The 16,470-nt window shown below is 66.9% G+C and carries 8 protein-coding genes; 4 read left to right on the forward strand and 4 right to left on the reverse strand.

Annotation, left to right across the window (positions count from 1 at the left end):
* Window positions 1-119 precede the first annotated feature (119 nt).
* Genes G9473_RS09460 through G9473_RS09470 form a run of 3 tightly spaced genes read left to right on the forward strand, consistent with a single transcriptional unit; the run spans window position 120 to window position 3,519 of the window.
* Window positions 120-866 (forward strand): 2OG-Fe(II) oxygenase family protein, encoded by a 747-nt coding sequence (locus G9473_RS09460; protein ID WP_291132796.1) that lies wholly within the window; start codon window positions 120-122, stop codon window positions 864-866.
* A complete protein-coding gene (locus G9473_RS09465) occupies window positions 863-2,611 on the forward strand; it encodes a putative 2OG-Fe(II) oxygenase (RefSeq protein ID WP_291132797.1) in 1,749 nt (582 codons plus the stop codon). Before G9473_RS09460 ends, G9473_RS09465 begins: the two co-directional genes overlap by 4 nt.
* A complete protein-coding gene (locus tag G9473_RS09470; protein WP_291132798.1) occupies window positions 2,608-3,519 on the forward strand; it encodes a class I SAM-dependent methyltransferase in 912 nt (303 codons plus the stop codon). The genes G9473_RS09465 and G9473_RS09470 overlap by 4 nt, the downstream gene beginning before the upstream one ends.
* Before the next feature lie 148 nt (window positions 3,520-3,667).
* On the opposite strand, the gene G9473_RS09475 is transcribed toward G9473_RS09470, so the two are convergent.
* Entirely contained in the window at window positions 3,668-6,637 is a 2,970-nt protein-coding gene (locus G9473_RS09475; RefSeq protein WP_291132799.1) for a TonB-dependent receptor, read from the reverse strand.
* A 276-nt stretch (window positions 6,638-6,913) separates the two neighbouring features.
* Between G9473_RS09475 and G9473_RS09480 the strand changes: the two genes are divergently transcribed.
* Window positions 6,914-7,489: a hypothetical protein gene (locus tag G9473_RS09480; RefSeq protein WP_291132801.1), complete on the forward strand. Its 576-nt coding sequence runs from the start codon at window positions 6,914-6,916 to the stop codon at window positions 7,487-7,489.
* 120 nt (window positions 7,490-7,609) lie between these two features.
* Here G9473_RS09480 and G9473_RS09485 read toward each other — a convergent pair whose 3' ends face one another.
* The 3 genes from G9473_RS09485 to clpB form a co-directional block, all read right to left on the reverse strand.
* Window positions 7,610-9,619: a prolyl oligopeptidase family serine peptidase gene (locus G9473_RS09485; protein ID WP_291132802.1), complete on the reverse strand. Its 2,010-nt coding sequence runs from the start codon at window positions 9,617-9,619 to the stop codon at window positions 7,610-7,612.
* Window positions 9,620-9,793: 174 nt separating this feature from the next.
* On the reverse strand, window positions 9,794-13,363 hold the full coding sequence (locus G9473_RS09490; protein ID WP_291132804.1) for a TonB-dependent receptor: 3,570 nt from the start codon (window positions 13,361-13,363) through the stop codon (window positions 9,794-9,796).
* Between the two features lie 399 nt (window positions 13,364-13,762).
* Complete coding sequence (clpB, locus tag G9473_RS09495; RefSeq protein WP_291132806.1) at window positions 13,763-16,342, reverse strand: ATP-dependent chaperone ClpB; 2,580 nt, start codon at window positions 16,340-16,342, stop codon at window positions 13,763-13,765.
* Window positions 16,343-16,470 lie beyond the last annotated feature (128 nt).

Consider the following 16,470-nt stretch of genomic DNA (forward strand, 5'->3'; position numbering starts at 1 on the left):
ACCCGTTGCGGTTTGATACTCGCCTATGAGAGCGACGAGCCGGAATCAAGCGGGCAAAAGCGGCAGGGCGCGCGCTCGCGGCTTGCAAGCGCGCGAGGGTGCTGGCAGGCACTGGCCCCGTGACGACGGCTGCCCCGAAAACCCTTTTCGCGATCAATCCCGCGCTCGACCGGGCAGCGCTCGCGCGGCGGTTTGCCGAAACGGGCCGGGTGCAGGTGCGCGACGTGCTGACGCCCGAAAGCGCGCGCGAGATGCTGACCGTGCTGGCGAAAGGCACGGCCTGGGGCATGGCGACCGGCGCGGGCGAAGAAAAGCCGAAGAGCTTCCGCGCCGAGGAAACGCGCACACCGCAAGGCCAGCAGGCGCTCGGCGCGGCGTTCAAGGCGGCGGAGGAGCATACGGCGCGGGGCGAATACGGCTTTCGCTTCGCGCATTACCCGATCCTCAGCGCCGTGCAGGAAAACTGGTCGGGGAGCGAGGCGCACCAGATCCTGCTCGAACACATCAACGCGCCCGAATTCATGGGTCTGGCGCGCGAGGTCACGGGGATCGACACCCTGTTCAAGGCCGACGGGCAGGCGACTTTGTTCGCGCCGGGCCACTATCTCGGCAAGCACATCGACAGCCACGTCGCCGAAGGCTGGGAAGTCGCCTACGTGCTTAATTTCGCGCGCGAGGACTGGCATCCGGACTGGGGCGGCTACCTCCTTTTCCTCGACGAGGAAGGCGACGTGGTCGAAGGATTCCGCCCGCGGTTCAATGCCTTGAACCTGTTCAAGGTGCCGACCTCGCACATGGTGAGCTATGTCCCGCCCTTCGCGCCGGTGGGCCGGCTCGCGGTGACCGGCTGGCTGCGCACGAAATGAGCGCGCCCGCCCCCACCCTTTCCGCACCCGAGGCGATGGTGCGCGTGCGTATGGCGATGGAGCGCGGCGATCTCGCCGGCGCGCGCGCCGTGGTGGAGGAGGCGCGGCGCGCGCATCCGCGCGACGCCGCGCTGGCCGATGCGGCAGGCGACATTGCCCTCAAGTCCGGCGACGCACCCGCCGCCGCGGCGCATTTCGCCGCCGCCTGCGCGCTCGCGCCCGCGATGATGGACTACGCGCTCAACCACGCGATCGCGCTGCAACGGCTGGAACGCCACGCCGAGGCGCTCGCCGCCATCGCCCCGCACGAAAAGGCCGGGCGCGGTGTCGCGCGCTATGGCAGCGTCGCCGCGCTCTCGCACCGCGCGCTCGGGCAGCCGGGAGAGGCAGCGCGCTGGTACGAGGCCGCGCTCGCCGCCGAGCCGCGCCACCCGCGCGCGCTGCATGGCCGGGCGCGGGTCGCGCTCGAACGCGGCGAAGGCGACGCGCTGGCGCGGTTCGATGCGGCGCTCGCCGTCAATCCGGGCGATGCCGACCTGTGGCTCGGCAAGGCGCAGGCGCTGGAAGTCGCGGGCGACGTGACAGGCGCGCGGGCGATTGCCGAACAGGTCTGCGCGCAGGCCCCCGGCTTCATCGCAGCGCTGACCTTCCTCGCCGGGCTGAAGCACGCCGCAGGCGAGGCGGACTGGACCTCGCCCTTTGCCGAGGCGGCGCAAAAGCACCCGCAGGACCCCAATATCCCGGCCGCCCATGCCGAAGCCTTCGCCGGGCTCGACCACGCCGCCGAGGCCGCCGAAGTCGCCGCCGACGCGCGCCGCCGCTTTCCCGGCGAGCCGCATTTCGCGCTGATCGAGGCGGTGCATCGCGGCTCGGCGGGCCAGTGGGAGGAGGCCGAAGCGATCTTCGCCCAGCTTTCCGATACCCGCGCGATGCGCCACCTCCACGAAGCCCGCCACGCGCTGCGTGCGCGCGACCTCTCGCGGGCGCACGCCTGTCTCGATCGAGCGCTCGCTGCGAACCCGTGGGACATTTCGGCCTGGGCGCTGCGCGGGATCGCGTGGCGGCTGGGCGAGGACGAGGCTTCGCGCGCGAAGGCGGAATGGCTCCATGAACAGGCCGGGCTGGTCGCCCTGCGCGAACTGGTCGGGCGCGTGGGGCTGGTCGCAGATGCCGTGGCCGAATTGCGGGCGATCCATGCCCGCTCGACCATGCCGCTGGGGCAGAGCTTGCGCGGCGGGACGCAGACACGCGGCATCCTCTTCCACCGCACCGAGCCGGTCCTCGCCGAACTCCACGAAGCGATCCGCGCGACGCTGGAGGTGCACCGCGAAGGGCTGCCGCCGCTCGATGAAAGCCACCCGCTGCTGCGCCACCGCGAAACGCCGTGGCGGCTGCTCGGCTCGTGGTCGGTGCGGCTCGCCGGGGGCGGTGCGCCGGGGTCCGGCGACTATCACACCGCGCATATCCACCCGCAGGGCATCCTCTCTAGCGCGCTCTACCTCGTCGTGCCGGAAGAAGCGCACGCGCCCGTCGCCGAGGGCGAATTGCCGCAGGGTTGGCTCGAGATCGGTCGTCCGCCGCCCGACCTCGGGCTCGACCTGCCGCCGCTTCGCACGATCGAACCCAAGGAAGGTCACCTCGCCCTGTTCCCCTCGACGCTCTACCACGGCACGACGCCCTTCGGTTCGGCGGAGCGCATGACGGTCGCCTTTGACGTGGTTACGGGCGACGGGGTGACGGCATGAGCGAGACGCAGGACGACGCGCGCGCCTGGGGCGAGTTCTGGAAGGCCAATGCGGGCGGGGATTCGACCGGCTGCCTGCCCGAACGCTGGGCCGCGATCGAGGCGGCGCAGCGCGCGGCGTGGCGCGGCTTTGCAGCACAGCTCGGCGATGGCGCGCGGCTGCTCGACCTCGCGACCGGCGACGGGCGCGTGCTGCGCTGGCTTCGCGAGGAACGCAGCGACCTCGACCTGTCCGGCATCGACCGCGCCCCCGAACTGCCGCCCGCGCCCGAAGGCACGGCGACCCGCGGCGGGGTGGCGATGGAGGACCTGACATTCGAGGCGGACAGCTTCGATGCCGTCACCAGCCAGTTCGGTTTCGAATACGGCGACACGGCCGCGGTCGCGGGAGAGATCGCGCGCGTGCTCGCACCGGGTGGGCGCGTCGGCCTGATGGTCCATCGCGGCGACGGGCCGATCCTCGAACACAATCGCGCACGGCAGGCTGCAATCGGCTGGGCGATCGAGGAGAAGGCGGTTCCCGCGACCGCGATCCGCGCGCTGACCGATCCGCGCGGCGGGGTGGACGCGGCAGCGCAGGTCGCGGCCGCGTTCGCCATGCTGGGCGAACGGGCGCATGGGCGCAGCACACCCGCCTGGGAGATCCCCGAAGCGGTGCGCCGCACGGTGCTGATGGGGGCCGAGCGCGGGGCCGATGCCGCCGCGATCACGGCCACGATCGAGGCGATCGCGGCGCAGGCCGACAACGAGCTCGGCCGGATCGCTTCGCTCGCGCGGGCCTGCGAAAGGGCCGATGCGCGCGGGGCAATCGAGGCTGCCTTTGCCGCGCACGGCCTCGCGCCGGGCGAGACGGTTCCGGTGGCCGAACCCTCGGGCCGCGTCCTCGCCGATTTCCTGACCTTTTCCTGAGCCGCTCCGGCCCGGCTTGCAGAGGCGCGCAGGCCGCGTGCGGCCGGCGCGCCTCCGCATCCTCGAACCCGTTCGGCAGGCACGAAAAAGGGCGGCGGACCGAAGTCCGCCGCCCCTCTTTTCGTTCCGCTCTCGCGGGCGTCCGTTCTTAGAACGAGAACGCCGCGGAGATGAAGAAGTCCCGACCCAGCACGTCGTAGACGCTCGGGAAGGTGTTCGCCTGCTCCTGGTTGTCGCCCAGCAGGAGGCTGTTCGGACGGTTGGTCACAAAGCCGTTCGCATCGAATTCGGGCGTGCCCGGCAGCGTGTCGAACAGGTTGTTGATACCCGCCGAGATCGTGACGTTTTCGGTCGCTTCGACCGAGAAGGTCAGGTCGAACAGGTCGTAGGCACCGATCCGTTCGATCCCGTTGAACGCCGCGAAGTCGACCGAGGTCAGCGCATCGTCCACGCCCGACAGGTGACGCCAGCGGACCGAAGTGGTCAGCGGGCCGTCGACCCAGGTGAAACGCGAGGTCCACTTGAACGACGGGATCGGCTGGCCGCAATTGCCGCCGAACTGACCCGCACACTCGTCGACCTGCGGAAGGCCGGCGACCGGCGTGAAGTCGTTCTGGTCGGTCCACGTGCCGATGAAGTTCATGTTGAACCGCGACGAACCCGTGTCGGTCAGCAGCGAGAACGGCAGGTCGGTGCGGTAGTTGACCTGAAGGTCGATACCCGAAACCTGCAGTTCGGCCGCGTTCACGCCCGAAACCAGCGGCGGATTGTCGACGCTGATCGCACCGTCGGCGTTACGAATGCCGACGAAAGGCTGGCACGCCGGGGCGTTCACATCCTGGACCGAACCGTAGCACAGGTTGAGCAGGCCCTGGAGGCTGCCGCCCGCGACGGTGATGAAGTCCTCGACCTTGATGTTGAAGTAGTCCGCCGTGATCGTCAGGCCGGGCACGAAGCTCGGCTGGAAGACGACACCGCCGGTGTAGCTGGTCGAGGTTTCTTCGCCGAGGTCCGGGTTACCGCCGAACAGCGCCGGGATCTGCGCGTTGAGCTGGACCACTGCGGCATTGCCGACATTGCCCGCGGGCACGCCGGTCGCGATGCAGACCTGGTCCGCACCGGGGTTGTCCGCGATGAAGGTCGCATCGGCGCAGGGGTCGGTCGCACCGGGGAAGCCGATGGCCTGGCCCTGGAACAGCTCGCCCACGTTCGGCGCACGCACCGCACGCTGGTACTGACCGCGCAGGAGCACGCCGTCGGTCGGCACGAACTGCACGCCGCCGGCATAGGTCCACACGCCGCCGACCCGGTCGAGCGAGTAGTCGGAGTAACGGACCGCGCCGTTGACATCGAGGCGCACACCCGAATCCGTTTCGAGGATCGGGATGTCGATTTCGGCAAAGAGTTCCTTCACGTCATAGGCACCCTCGGTCGGGCTGCCCGCGTTGAAGCCGATCACGTCGCCCGAGGCGAGCGCGGTGTCGGGAATGAACTCCGCCGCGACCCGGCGATATTCGGCACCGACCGCGAAGCCGATGTCGGCCCCACCGAAGCCGAGGTTGCCGAGGAAGCCCGAAATCGTACCGGCGGCCACTTCGACCGTCGAGATGTCGCCGTTCTGCGCGGTGATGCTGAACGAATCGACCATTTCCGGCGTCAGCGTGCCCGGGCCGAAGATGTTCAGCGCGACATCGCCCGTGCCGTCGAGACCGGCCTGGAAGGCCGAACGCGACACGTTGCCCTGCTGGACGTTGGCGTTACGCGTGCGGGCGTAGGAGTAGTACAGGTCGTAGTTGAGGTTGTCGGTGATCGACCCCTCGACGCCGGCGAGCACGCGGAAGGCGTTGCGCTCGTCGAGCGAGTTACGCGGTCCGGTTTCGAGCACACGGCGCTGGACGAAGGTCTGGACCACGCCAGCCCCCGGGAAGCGCGGATCGCCGCCGGCAGCCACGAGCGCGGCATTGGCGTCGGCTTCGCGCTGGTCGAGCGTCTGGAACTCGGCCAGGGTCGCCGCGTCGATGAACGGGGCGATAGTGTTGAGGTCGAGGTTGAACGTGCCGGTGACCGGGGTCGCGGCGAGTTCCTGCTGGACCCGGTTGTTGACGAACGTCACCTCGGTATAGGCGCGATGCCCGTCGGTGAATTCATAGTCGGCATAACCGCCGAGCAGGTAACGCTCCTGCGGGATCTGCAGGTAGTTGACCGGCGCGTAGTTGTAGGTGTCGCCCGCGCGCGGACGCGGCGAACCCGGGGTGTCGAAGATCGCGTCGTCGATCGTCAGGCCCGCACCGAGCGGGAATTCGACACCGTCGATGGTGGTCGAACCCGAGGTGTTGATACGGCCCTGCGGAACGGTCGAAGAACCGAACTGAAGCAGGTTGAGGCCGAAGCTTTCCCCGCCGAGCGCGAATTCGGAAAAGCCGCGATCGCCCTGGAAGACCGATTCGCGGTTGAAGTATTCGGCATAGACCGTCGCGTTACCGCGGCCGTCGTCGAAGCTGGTGCCGATCGCGCCGTACATCTGGTAGCGCGCACCGTCACCGCGTTCGGTGAGCGAGTACTGGCCGCCGAATTCGACGCCCTGCACTTCCTTGAGGCGGAAGTTGACGACGCCCGCGAGCGCGTCCGAACCATAGACCGCCGAGGCACCGCCGGTGACGGTGTCGACGCTTTCGATCAGGAACTGCGGGATCGTGTTGAGGTCGACCACCTGGCTGGTGTCGAACGAGACCCAGCGCCGGCCGTTGACCAGCACGAGGGTACGGGTCGAACCGAGGCCGCGCAGGTTGAGCGTGGCGGCGCCGTTACCGGGGTTGTTCGAGAACGCGGTGAAACCCGGAACCGCCTGCGGCAGGGCGTTGATGACGTTTTCGACGTTGACCGCACCGGTCAGCTTGAATTCCTCGGCTTCGACCACCGCGATCGGCGCGGCGGTTTCGACGTTGCGCTGCTGAATGCGCGAGCCGGTGACGGTGATGAAGTTGTCGGTGTCGACATCCTGGTCGGCGCCCGACTGGATCGCCGGATCGACGTCGGTGTCCTGTGCCATTGCCGGCGTGGCCACCATGGCGCTTGCCATGATCGTGCCCGCAAGGAGCGAGCCCTTGTTAAAACGCATGATTAGTGTCCCCTACTCATGACGCGCACCGAAATTGGCGCACGCAATTCTCTACGGGCAGGTGCCCGCTAGGTTGCGGCTCTATGACAACGAGCCTGTCCAGAGCAATTGTCGGCGGGAACCGTCGCGCGGGTTGTCTTCAAGCTGTGGCAAATGGGCGACACTGGGCGACGGGCCGTGGTTCCTGCGCTGCCGGACGAGGCGATCATGCGCCGTGCATGGGGCCGCGCGATGGTTTATGTGCACGCCGACAGCCGGATCGGGAAAGGGAATTACATGAAGCGAATCGGAACTTTGGGCGCGCGGTGTCGGCTCGCCGCCGGCACGCTCGCGGCGGCCGCGCTGCTGACGAGCGCGGGCCCACTGAAATCGCAGGAGAATGCGCCTGCCGGGCAGGCCGCGGCGAAGGCCGACATTCTTGACCGTTTGAAGACGTGTCAGCGACTGGAAGATGACAGCGAACGCCTCGCCTGCTTCGACGAGCGGGTCGGCGCGCTGGTCGCCGCGAGCGAGGCGGGCGACGTGCGAGTCGTCGACCGCGAGGACGTGCGGCGCACGCGGCGGCAGCTGTTCGGCTTTTCCGTGCCCGATGTCGGCATCCTCCAGGGCGACGAGAAGGACGCCGAGGCGACCGACACGCTGGTGACGACGATCACCAGCGTACGCTACCGCCCGCGCCGCCGCGCCGAATTCACCACCGCCGAGGGCGCTCGGTGGGAAATCTTCAAGGTCCCCGCGCGCCTCGCCGACATCGAGCCGGGCGACGAGGTCGAATTCAAGAAGGCCTCGCTCGGCACCTTTTTCATCCGCATCAACGGCCAGATGGGGGTCAAGGGCAAGCGCATCGAATAGGTCCTCCCCGGGGACCGGCAGTCGGCCCCGTACACGACGCTTGTCGCGGGCGGAAAGGCAAGGGGGCCCGGCCGCATCGCGGCCGGGCCCCCTCGTTTCGCTCCCGCGCGGCGGCGGCGGTCAGAGACCGCCGGGGCCGCAGTCGTTGGCGAGATAATCCGCGAGCTTCGTGTAAAGCTGCTGCTGGTGGTTGTACATCAGCGTGTTCGAGAAGTGGTCCGCCTTCTCGAGCGTGACGAACTGGCCGTCCTTGTTGCCCGCTTTCTCGAAGGCGTCCTTGTAGTCCTTGAAGTGGTAATACATCACGCGCCGGTCGACGTCGCCGTGGATCATCAGCAGCGGGATGTTGACCTTCTCGACTTCGTTGATCGGGTTGATGCCGATCGTCCCGCGCCGCTTCGACCATTCGTCGAGCGCCTTGAGATCTTCGTTGCGCCGGCCGAGATACTGCTTTTCGGCATCGGCCACTGCCGCGACCGCGACCGAGCACTGGTAGAGCTGCGGCTCGCGGCTGGCGGCGACCAGCGCGGCATAGCCGCCATAGGACCAGCCCATGAAGGCGACCCGGTCGGGATCGACCAGACCCTGGTCGATCAGGTAGAGAACGCCGTCGTCCTTGTCGTCCTGCATGGCAAGGCCGTGTTCGCCATAGCCCGCGTCGAAGTGCTTCTGCCCCCAGCCCACGGAAATCCGGTTTTCCGGGTGCAGCACCATGTAGCCCTGGCTGGCGAGGAACTGGCCGATCTCGTCATAGGACACCATGCCGTTCACGTGCGGGCCGCCATTGTGCTGGACCACCAGCGGAAACGGCGGCTCGCCCACCTTGGGCACGGTGACGTAGGCCGGGATCGAAAGCCCGTCGCGCGCGGGGTAGCGGATGTACTTCACGTCCGCGAGCATATCCTGGTTGACCAGCGGGTTGCGGCTGCCGAGCTTCGCCAGCTTGCCGTCCCTGACCAGCCAGTAGGAGCCCGGATCGTGCGGCCCGCGATTGGTCACGATCATCGTCCTGCCGTCGACCGACCGGCTCGAGATCGAGACCTGCCAGGCATAGGGGATCTGCTGCTCGAGCGCCTCGTAGAGCGCCTTTTCTTCCTCGTCGAACCAGTGGCGCTCCATCTTCTCGCCCGGATAGAGCGCGGCGACGAGCTTGTCGTTGCCGGGGATCGAGTGGGTCTGGATGCCCATCACGTCGGCGTCCTCGGCCTTGAACAGCTCCTTGCCGATCTTGCCGGTGTCGAAGTTGAATTCGTAAAGGCCCGCCTTGTCGTTCCCGGGAAGGGTCTCGATGATGTAGCCGATATTGGGGTTGTTCGGATCGAAGCCCTGGATGCCGTGAATGCCCGAAAGCACGCGGTAGAGGTTCGACTTGTCCTCGAGGTCGTATTCGTTGACCAGCGTCCAGGATCCGTCGCCCGGCTTGCGGTAATAGGTTCCCTGCGTCCCCTTGCCGGGGTCGAAGGACGAGGTGAAGCGCGGATTGCCTTCATTATCGAAGGCTTGCACCTGCGGGAATTGCAGCGTGCCGCGCAGGATCAGCGACTTGGTGCCCTTTTCAAGGTTGAACTTGTAATAGGACCGCGGGCGCAGCGCGGCGATCGGATCGACCCCGCCGAGCGCCGAGACCGCATTGCCCCCGCCCACCAGCACGTGATCGGGATCGCGCGGCAGGGTATCGATGATCTGGAGGTTGTCGTTGACCGTGTTGAACTCGTTCTCTTCGAGATTGTAGGAATAGGCGAGGTAGTCGCGCGTGTCCTGCTCGGGACGCTTCACCTGCGAACGGCGCTGCTGCCATGCCGCGCCGAAGATGTAATTGTCGCTCACCCAGCGCGCGGTGATGATCTCCATCGGATCGGCGTTGAGCCGGCGCAGCGGCTCGGACAGGTCGTCGGTCTTGTAGATCTCGAGCAGGTAATCGCCCTCCTTGCTCTCGATCTTGTGCACCAGCAGGTGCTTGCCGTCGGGCGAGACCTGCACGGCGTTCACGACATCGCGCAGGGCCCACACCTCGATCGGGACCGAGGTCTGCGACTGGGCCTGCGTGTCGGCGGGAGAAGCGACGAGCGAAAGGCCGAGGACCGAAACGCCGGCCATGACCGCCGCGAGCGGAGCTTTGAGAAGTTTCATGGGTTTTCCGTCTTCCAGCTTGAATGAGTGCCAGCTTCCTGGCGGTCCGATGCGCCCTGCCGCGCGGCCTCCCGTCCGGCGCGGCTCGAACAGGGATGAGTAAACCAAAAAAGCGGCCCCTCGACAAGTCGAGAGGCCGCTCTTTCTGGCTTGTTTCAGCCGTTTCCCGTTCGATCAGAAGCGAACGAGAAGCTGGCCGAAGAACTCGCGCCCGTTGAGGTCGTAGGGCGTACCCAGCGGGGTGTTCGAGATCTGCAGCACGCCGGCACGCGGGGAGACCTGCGGCGGAGGCGTGTCGAAGATGTTGCGGACGCCCAGGATGACACGAATGTCATCGCTGTCCCAGCGCAGCGAGGCGGTGTGCTCGAAATATTCCGGAGCCGTACCGACCGGGCGGCAGAAGGTGCCGTCGCCCTGCACGTTGCCGTTGGGGCCGTCGCCGCCGATACAGGTCGGCGAGAACACGCCGGTGAAGTTCTGGTCGCTGTTCGGCGAGATGTTGTTGAACACGTCGCCGAAGGGACGCTCGACTTCCTGGCCGTTGAGGTTGGTCACCGTGTTGAAGGACTGGTTCACCGAGTCGACGTAACGGATCTGATAGGTGAACAGGAAGTCGTCCCAGCGCACCTGGCCCGTCACGCGGCCCGTCCAGTCGGGGAACACGAAGCCCGAGATCTCCTTCAGGTCGTTCTCGATGATGTCGCCGGTTTCCGTGGTCAGGAAGTTCGTACGCTCGATCAGCTTGTTCGCCACGAGGTTCAGCGTGAGGTCGAATTCCTCGCCGCCGATCATCAGCGGGTAGCCGAAGGTCGTGTTGATATCGAGACCGCGCACGGTTTCCTGGTCACGGTTGAGGAAGCCGGCCCGGACCCCGCTGATCAGCTGGCGATCGCCGCTGTCGATGTCGATACGGTCGCAGAACTCCGAACGCTGCTCTTCCTGGCGCAGGAAGCAGTCGTTGATGATGAACTGGCCGCTCGGCTCGATGATCGCGTCCTTGATCTTGATGTCAAAGTAATTGAAATTGAACGCGAATTCGAAACCGCTCGCCCAGCTTTCCTCGAACGCGAAACCGGTCGTGATCGAACGCGAGGTTTCCGGATCGATGTCGAGCGAACCACCCTGGGTGATCTCGCCGCTGACCTGCTGGATCGTGTTCAGGCCCTCGGCGTCGATCCCGACGCGGGTCGGGTCGCGGCCTTCGCGGATGCAGTTCTGCAGCACGAAGTCCTGGCGCTGGTCGAGCGTGGCATCATAGGCCCCGTTGACGAACGCTGCGTCGGGAACCGCGCACGGGTCGAACAGGCCGGTGAAGCCCGATTGGCCGCGCAGGAAGTTCTCGCGCAGGTTCGGCGCACGGAACGAGGTGCCGTAGCTGAACTTGAACAGCAGCGACGGGATCGGACGCCACCCGGCCTTGATCGCGTAGGTGCCGTTGGTGCCGTAGAATTCCTCGTCGGTGAGACGGCCCGAAATGTTGACGGTCAGTTCCTCGACGAGGGGCTTACCGGCAGCAAGCGGGATGTCCATTTCGCCGAAGAGCTCGCGGATCCACTTGGAACCCGAGGCGCCGCCGTCGGCGAAGAAGCCGAACAGCAGGCCGTTCGAGGCGACGAGGTCGGGGTTCGATTCGATCGAATCCTCGCGCCATTCGCCGCCGAGCACCACGCCGACCGGGCCGGCGGGCAGTTCGAACAGGTCGCCGGTGACATAGGCCTGCAGCATGACCTGTTCGTAGGTCGTGTCGAAGTCGCGGCTGTCGAACACGTAGTCGCGCTCGGCCTGGCTGGCGAAGTCGCCCACGGCGCCGGTCAGGACGCTCGGCGCGAACAGGTTGACCGGAACACAGCCGGTCGCATTGAGGTCCGGCGCGGCGAGGTCGGGGTTGGCGAGACCGCCGCCGTTGCACTCACCGATCCACTGCGGATCGCCGAAGAACCCGAACACGTCGATATTCTGGTTGTAATCGTCCGCGATGCCGTCGCCGTCATCGTCGACGATGCCGTCGCCGTCATAGTCGGCCGTCGGGTCGAGACCCAGCGCGAGCGCGAGACGGTCTTCGCGGATGCCGAGGCGCGAGGAACGGCCCTCGGAGCGCGAATAGGTCCCCGACACGTCGAAGGTCCAGGTCGACCCGATGAAGGGCAGGTCGCCGCGCACGCCGAGCACGCCGCGATACTGTTCCTGCAGCACGTCGAAATTGTTGCGGTCGCCGCGGATCGAGGCGATCGGAACGACCGGCGTGGGGATGAAGTCGAAGCCCAGCGGCGCCGCGCGCCCGGCGTTCGCCTGGCCCGGGAGCAGCTGCTGGAAGGCGTTGTCGACCGCGCGGCACGCCACGCCGGTCGGCTGGTTCGGGTTACACGGGTTGAACTGGTTGAAGTCGGGCACCGACGGGAAGATCTGCGGGTTGCCCGCCCCCGTGTTGGTGATGTCCGCGCGGGTGTACTGCGCCTCGAAGTAAGGCGTGATGTTCGCTTCGCCCGGGAAGGTGTATTCACCATAGGAGAAGACGTTGATCAGCTCCTGCTGCGAGATGAAGGTCCGCGCCAGCTCGGCCTCGGCCGCGTTGGTGTTGACGTTCTGGAAGTCGACGTCGCGGATGCCGTCGCCGTTGACGTCCTGGTCGACCCCGAAGAAGTCGGTCGATTCGCCGAAATTGAACGTCCGGCCCGTGATCGGATCGACCGGGAAGTTGGCGATGTTGCCGTTGGCCGGGAAATAGACCGAACCGAAGCGGGTGAAGGGTGCGAAGATACGGCCCGAAATACCCGCGACGGTGCACTCGCTTTCCGAAACCGTCACGCCCGGCGTGCGGTCGCGCACCACGGCGTTGTCGGCGAGGCCGAGACGGAAGATCTGGCCCGCTTCGCTCTGTTCGAGGTTGGTTTCGCAGCCGCGCAGGAAGTCGCGGTCGCGCAGCTTCACCTCGTCGCGGAACTGGTATTCGGCGCCGATGCCGAACACCGCGCGGTCGGTGTTGAAGCCCCAGGCCGCGCTGACCGAGTAGTCCTCGCCCGCGCCCTGCGGATTGATGTCGCCGTTGGCCTGCAGTTCGAGGCCATCGAAGTCCTTACGCAGGACCACGTTGACCACGCCCGCGACCGCGTCCGAACCATAGACCGACGACGCACCGTCGGTGAGAAGGTCGTAGCGGTCGACCAGCGTCGCCGGGATGAGGTTGATCGAGGGCTGCGTCGGCGCGCCCTCCACGCCCGCAGGCGCAAGGCGGCGGCCGTTGACCAGAACGAGCGTCCGGCCCGCGCCGACACCGCGCAGGTTGATCGTCTGCGAACCCGGGCCGTTGTCGAGCACGAAGCCCTGGAAGGTCGCGTCGATCTGCGTGCCGGTGGCCGCTTCGCTGCGCTGCAGGATCTGCGCCGGGTCGAACGCGCCGACCGCCTGCTGGTTCTCGGTCGAAAGCACCTGCAGCGGCGAGATCGACGAATAGGTGTCGCGCACGATGCGCGAACCGGTCACGGTGATGCCCCGGCCCTGGCCGGTTTCGCCGCTCGCGCCGGTGGCGATTTCGACGTCTTCGCCCTGGCCGGTGGTCGTGCCGGTCGGGCCTTCCTGGATTTCGACGCAGTCACCTTCGGCGTTGATGACGCCGGGGACGTTGCCGACGAGGCAGTCTTCACCCGGCTCGCCGTCCTGCGCGAAGGCGGGCATGGCGGTGGTGAAGGCAATGGCGGATGCGGAGAAGGCGAGCGCCTTCAGCGTGGTGCGGTGAAACGTGTTCATGATCACTCCAGTTGCGACAACCGGAGCCCCTCGCCCACCAAGCCAGCCCTGCGCGCCGCCCCGTCCTTCAAAAGGATCGTCCCCGAACAGCGCGCAGCAGCGGTCCCCGTTGACAGACGAACAGCCCCTGCGGTGGGGGATTTGTGCAATAGCGAAACATTGTTGTCATCATGGCACGCAGCCGCCGGAGCACTTTTCGCCCCTGTGTTGCGTTAATCCCACATTCACGGAAACACCCCGGCAATGATCGTGCCCGCGCGCTTTCCGATCGCTTCGCCAAACGCCTCGCGCGCGAAACAATCCGCTATTCTCATCGAAATGTCATGTTTGCCGAAGGGCCCTGCGCGGGCTTTCGCGGGCGGGAATCGCTCCCGCCCGCGCCCGTTTCGCGCGTCTGCCTCAGCCTTGCGGCGTCATCACCAGCGCCCCGTCGCCTTCGTCGACATGGAGCACCGTCCCGTCTGCCACCTTGCCTTCGAGCAGCATCTCGGCGAGCGGGTCCTGCAGGTATTTCTGCACCGCCCGCTTCAGCGGCCGCGCGCCGTAGACCGGGTCGTAGCCGACCCGCCCGAGCCAGCGCAGCGCCGCATCGGTGAGGTCGAGCGTGATCTTGCGGTCGGCCAGCAGCTTCTGCACGCGGCCGACCTGGATCGCGACGATCGGCGCCATGTCCTCCTGCCCCAGCCGGTGGAACAGGATGATCTCGTCCAGCCGGTTGAGGAACTCGGGCCGGAAATGCCCGCGCACCACGTCCATCACCTGCGGCTCGACATCGGAGACGGACTGATCGTCGGTCATGTTGGCGAGATACTGGCTGCCGAGGTTGGAGGTCAGGATGATGAGGGTGTTGCTGAAATCCACCACCCGGCCCTGCCCGTCGGTCAGCCGCCCGTCGTCGAGCACCTGCAGCAGCACGTTGAAGACGTCGCCGTGCGCCTTCTCGACCTCGTCGAACAGCACGACCTGATAGGGCCGGCGCCGCACCGCCTCGGTCAGCACGCCGCCTTCCTCGTAGCCGACATAGCCCGGAGGCGCGCCGATCAGGCGGGCGACGGCGTGTTTCTCCATGAATTCGCTCATGTCGATGCGGACCATCGCCTGGTCGTCGTCGAACAGGAATTCGGCGAGCGCCTTGGTCAGTTCGGTCTTGCCCACCCCGGTCGGGCCAAGGAAGAGGAAGGAGCCGAGCGGCCGGTTCGGATCCTGCAGGCCCGCACGTGCGCGGCGCACGGCCTTGGACACGGCCTCGACCGCCTGCTCCTGCCCGATCACCCGCTGGCCGAGGATGCTTTCCATCTGCAGCAGCTTGTCGCGCTCGCCTTCCATCATCTTGTCTATGGGAATACCGGTCCAGCGGCTGACGATGCCGGCGATGTCCTCCTCGGTCACTTCCTCGCGCAGGAGGGCGTTCTCGCTCATGGCTTCCGCTTCCTCGAGCTTCTTCTCGAGTTCGGGGATGCGTCCATATGACAGCTCGCCGGCCTTGGCGAGGTCGCCTTCGCGCTGGGCCTGTTCGAGTTCGAGCCGGGCTGCGTCGAGCTGTTCCTTGATCCGGCCTTCCGCCTCGATCTTGTCGCGCTCGTTCTGCCAGCGGGTGGTGAGTTCGCTCGACTCCTGTTCGAGGTTCGCCAGTTCCTCGCGCAGCGCCTTCAGCCGCTCCTTGGAGGCATCGTCGTCCTCCTTGGCGAGCGCGCTTTCCTCGATCTTGAGCTGGATGATCCGCCGGTCGAGCGCCTCGATCTCCTCGGGCTTCGATTCGACCTCCATGCGGATGCGGCTCGCGGCCTCGTCCATCAGGTCGATCGCCTTGTCGGGCAGGAAACGGTTCTGGATGTAGCGATCCGACAGGCGCGCGGCGGCGACGATCGCACCGTCGGTGATGCGCACACCGTGGTGGAGTTCGTACTTGTCCTTGATGCCGCGCAGGATGCTGACCGTGTCCTCGACGCTCGGCTCGTCGATATAGACCGGCTGGAAGCGCCGCTGGAGCGCGGGGTCCTTCTCGACATATTTCTGGTATTCGTCGAGCGTCGTCGCCCCGATGCAGTGCAGTTCGCCGCGGCTAAGGGCGGGCTTGAGCAGGTTCGAAGCATCCATCGAGCCCTCGGACGCGCCCGCGCCGATCAGCGTGTGCATCTCGTCGATGAACAGGATGATCTGCCCTTCGGCGTTCTTGACCTCGTCGAGCACGGACTTCAGCCGCTCCTCGAACTCGCCGCGATATTTCGCGCCCGCGATCAGGGCGCCCATGTCGAGCGCCATGAGCGTGCGGCCCTTGAGGCTGTCGGGCACGTCGCCATTGGCGATGCGCAGCGCGAGCCCTTCGGCGATCGCGGTCTTGCCGGTGCCGGGCTCGCCGATGAGCGCGGGGTTGTTCTTGGTCCGGCGGGCGAGGATCTGCACCGTGCGGCGGATTTCCTCGTCGCGACCGATGACGGGATCGAGCTTGCCGTCGCGCGCGGCCTGCGTCAGGTCGCGGGCGTATTTCTCCATCGCGTCATAGGCGCTCTCGGCGTTGGCGCTGTCGGCCCGGCGCCCGCCGCGCAGGTCCTCGATCGCGGCGTTGAGCGCCTGCGGAGTGACGCTGGCGGACTTGATCGCCTCGCCCGCCTCGCCTTGCGACAGGGCAAGCGCGGTCAGCAGGCGTTCGACGGTGACGTAGCTGTCGCCGGCCTTGTCGGCGAGCTGTTCGGCGCTGTCGAGCACGCGCACGGCGTCATTGTCGAGCCCCGGCGTCTGCTGCGCGCCGCCGCCGGTGACGACCGGCACCTTGGCGAGCCCGGCATCGACCGCCGCGACCGCGAGCGCGGGCTGGCCGCCGGCGCGCTGGAGCAGCCCGGCGGCCATGCCCTCCTCGTCCTCGAGCAGGGCCTTGAGCAGGTGCAACGGGGAAATCCGCTGGTGATTCATGCGGATGGCGACGGTCTGCGCGGACTGGAGGAACCCCTTGGCGCGGTCGGTGAACTTTTCGAGATTCATGAAAGACCCCTCATCGGATAATGGCTTACCCTTCCCAAATAGTGTTGCATCTTTGCAACACAAGTGTCCCGACACCCGATTTTCGCATCCCGCCGATCCCGGTTGCGGCGATGCGAAGGTGTGTTACC

Origin of the sequence: Erythrobacter sp., from assembly GCF_011765465.1 — a bacterium.
GTDB lineage: Bacteria > Pseudomonadota > Alphaproteobacteria > Sphingomonadales > Sphingomonadaceae > Erythrobacter.

Excerpts from the sequence above, each read along its gene's own strand:
- G9473_RS09490 (WP_291132804.1), bottom strand. The coding sequence starts at position 13,363 with ATGAACACGTTTCACCGCACCACGCTGAAGGCGCTCGCCTTCTCCGCA.
- clpB (WP_291132806.1), bottom strand. The coding sequence starts at position 16,342 with ATGAATCTCGAAAAGTTCACCGACCGCGCCAAGGGGTTCCTCCAGTCC.
- G9473_RS09470 (WP_291132798.1), top strand. The coding sequence starts at position 2,608 with ATGAGCGAGACGCAGGACGACGCGCGCGCCTGGGGCGAGTTCTGGAAG.
- G9473_RS09480 (WP_291132801.1), top strand. The coding sequence starts at position 6,914 with ATGAAGCGAATCGGAACTTTGGGCGCGCGGTGTCGGCTCGCCGCCGGC.
- G9473_RS09475 (WP_291132799.1), bottom strand. The coding sequence starts at position 6,637 with ATGCGTTTTAACAAGGGCTCGCTCCTTGCGGGCACGATCATGGCAAGC.
- G9473_RS09485 (WP_291132802.1), bottom strand. The coding sequence starts at position 9,619 with ATGAAACTTCTCAAAGCTCCGCTCGCGGCGGTCATGGCCGGCGTTTCG.
- G9473_RS09465 (WP_291132797.1), top strand. The coding sequence starts at position 863 with ATGAGCGCGCCCGCCCCCACCCTTTCCGCACCCGAGGCGATGGTGCGC.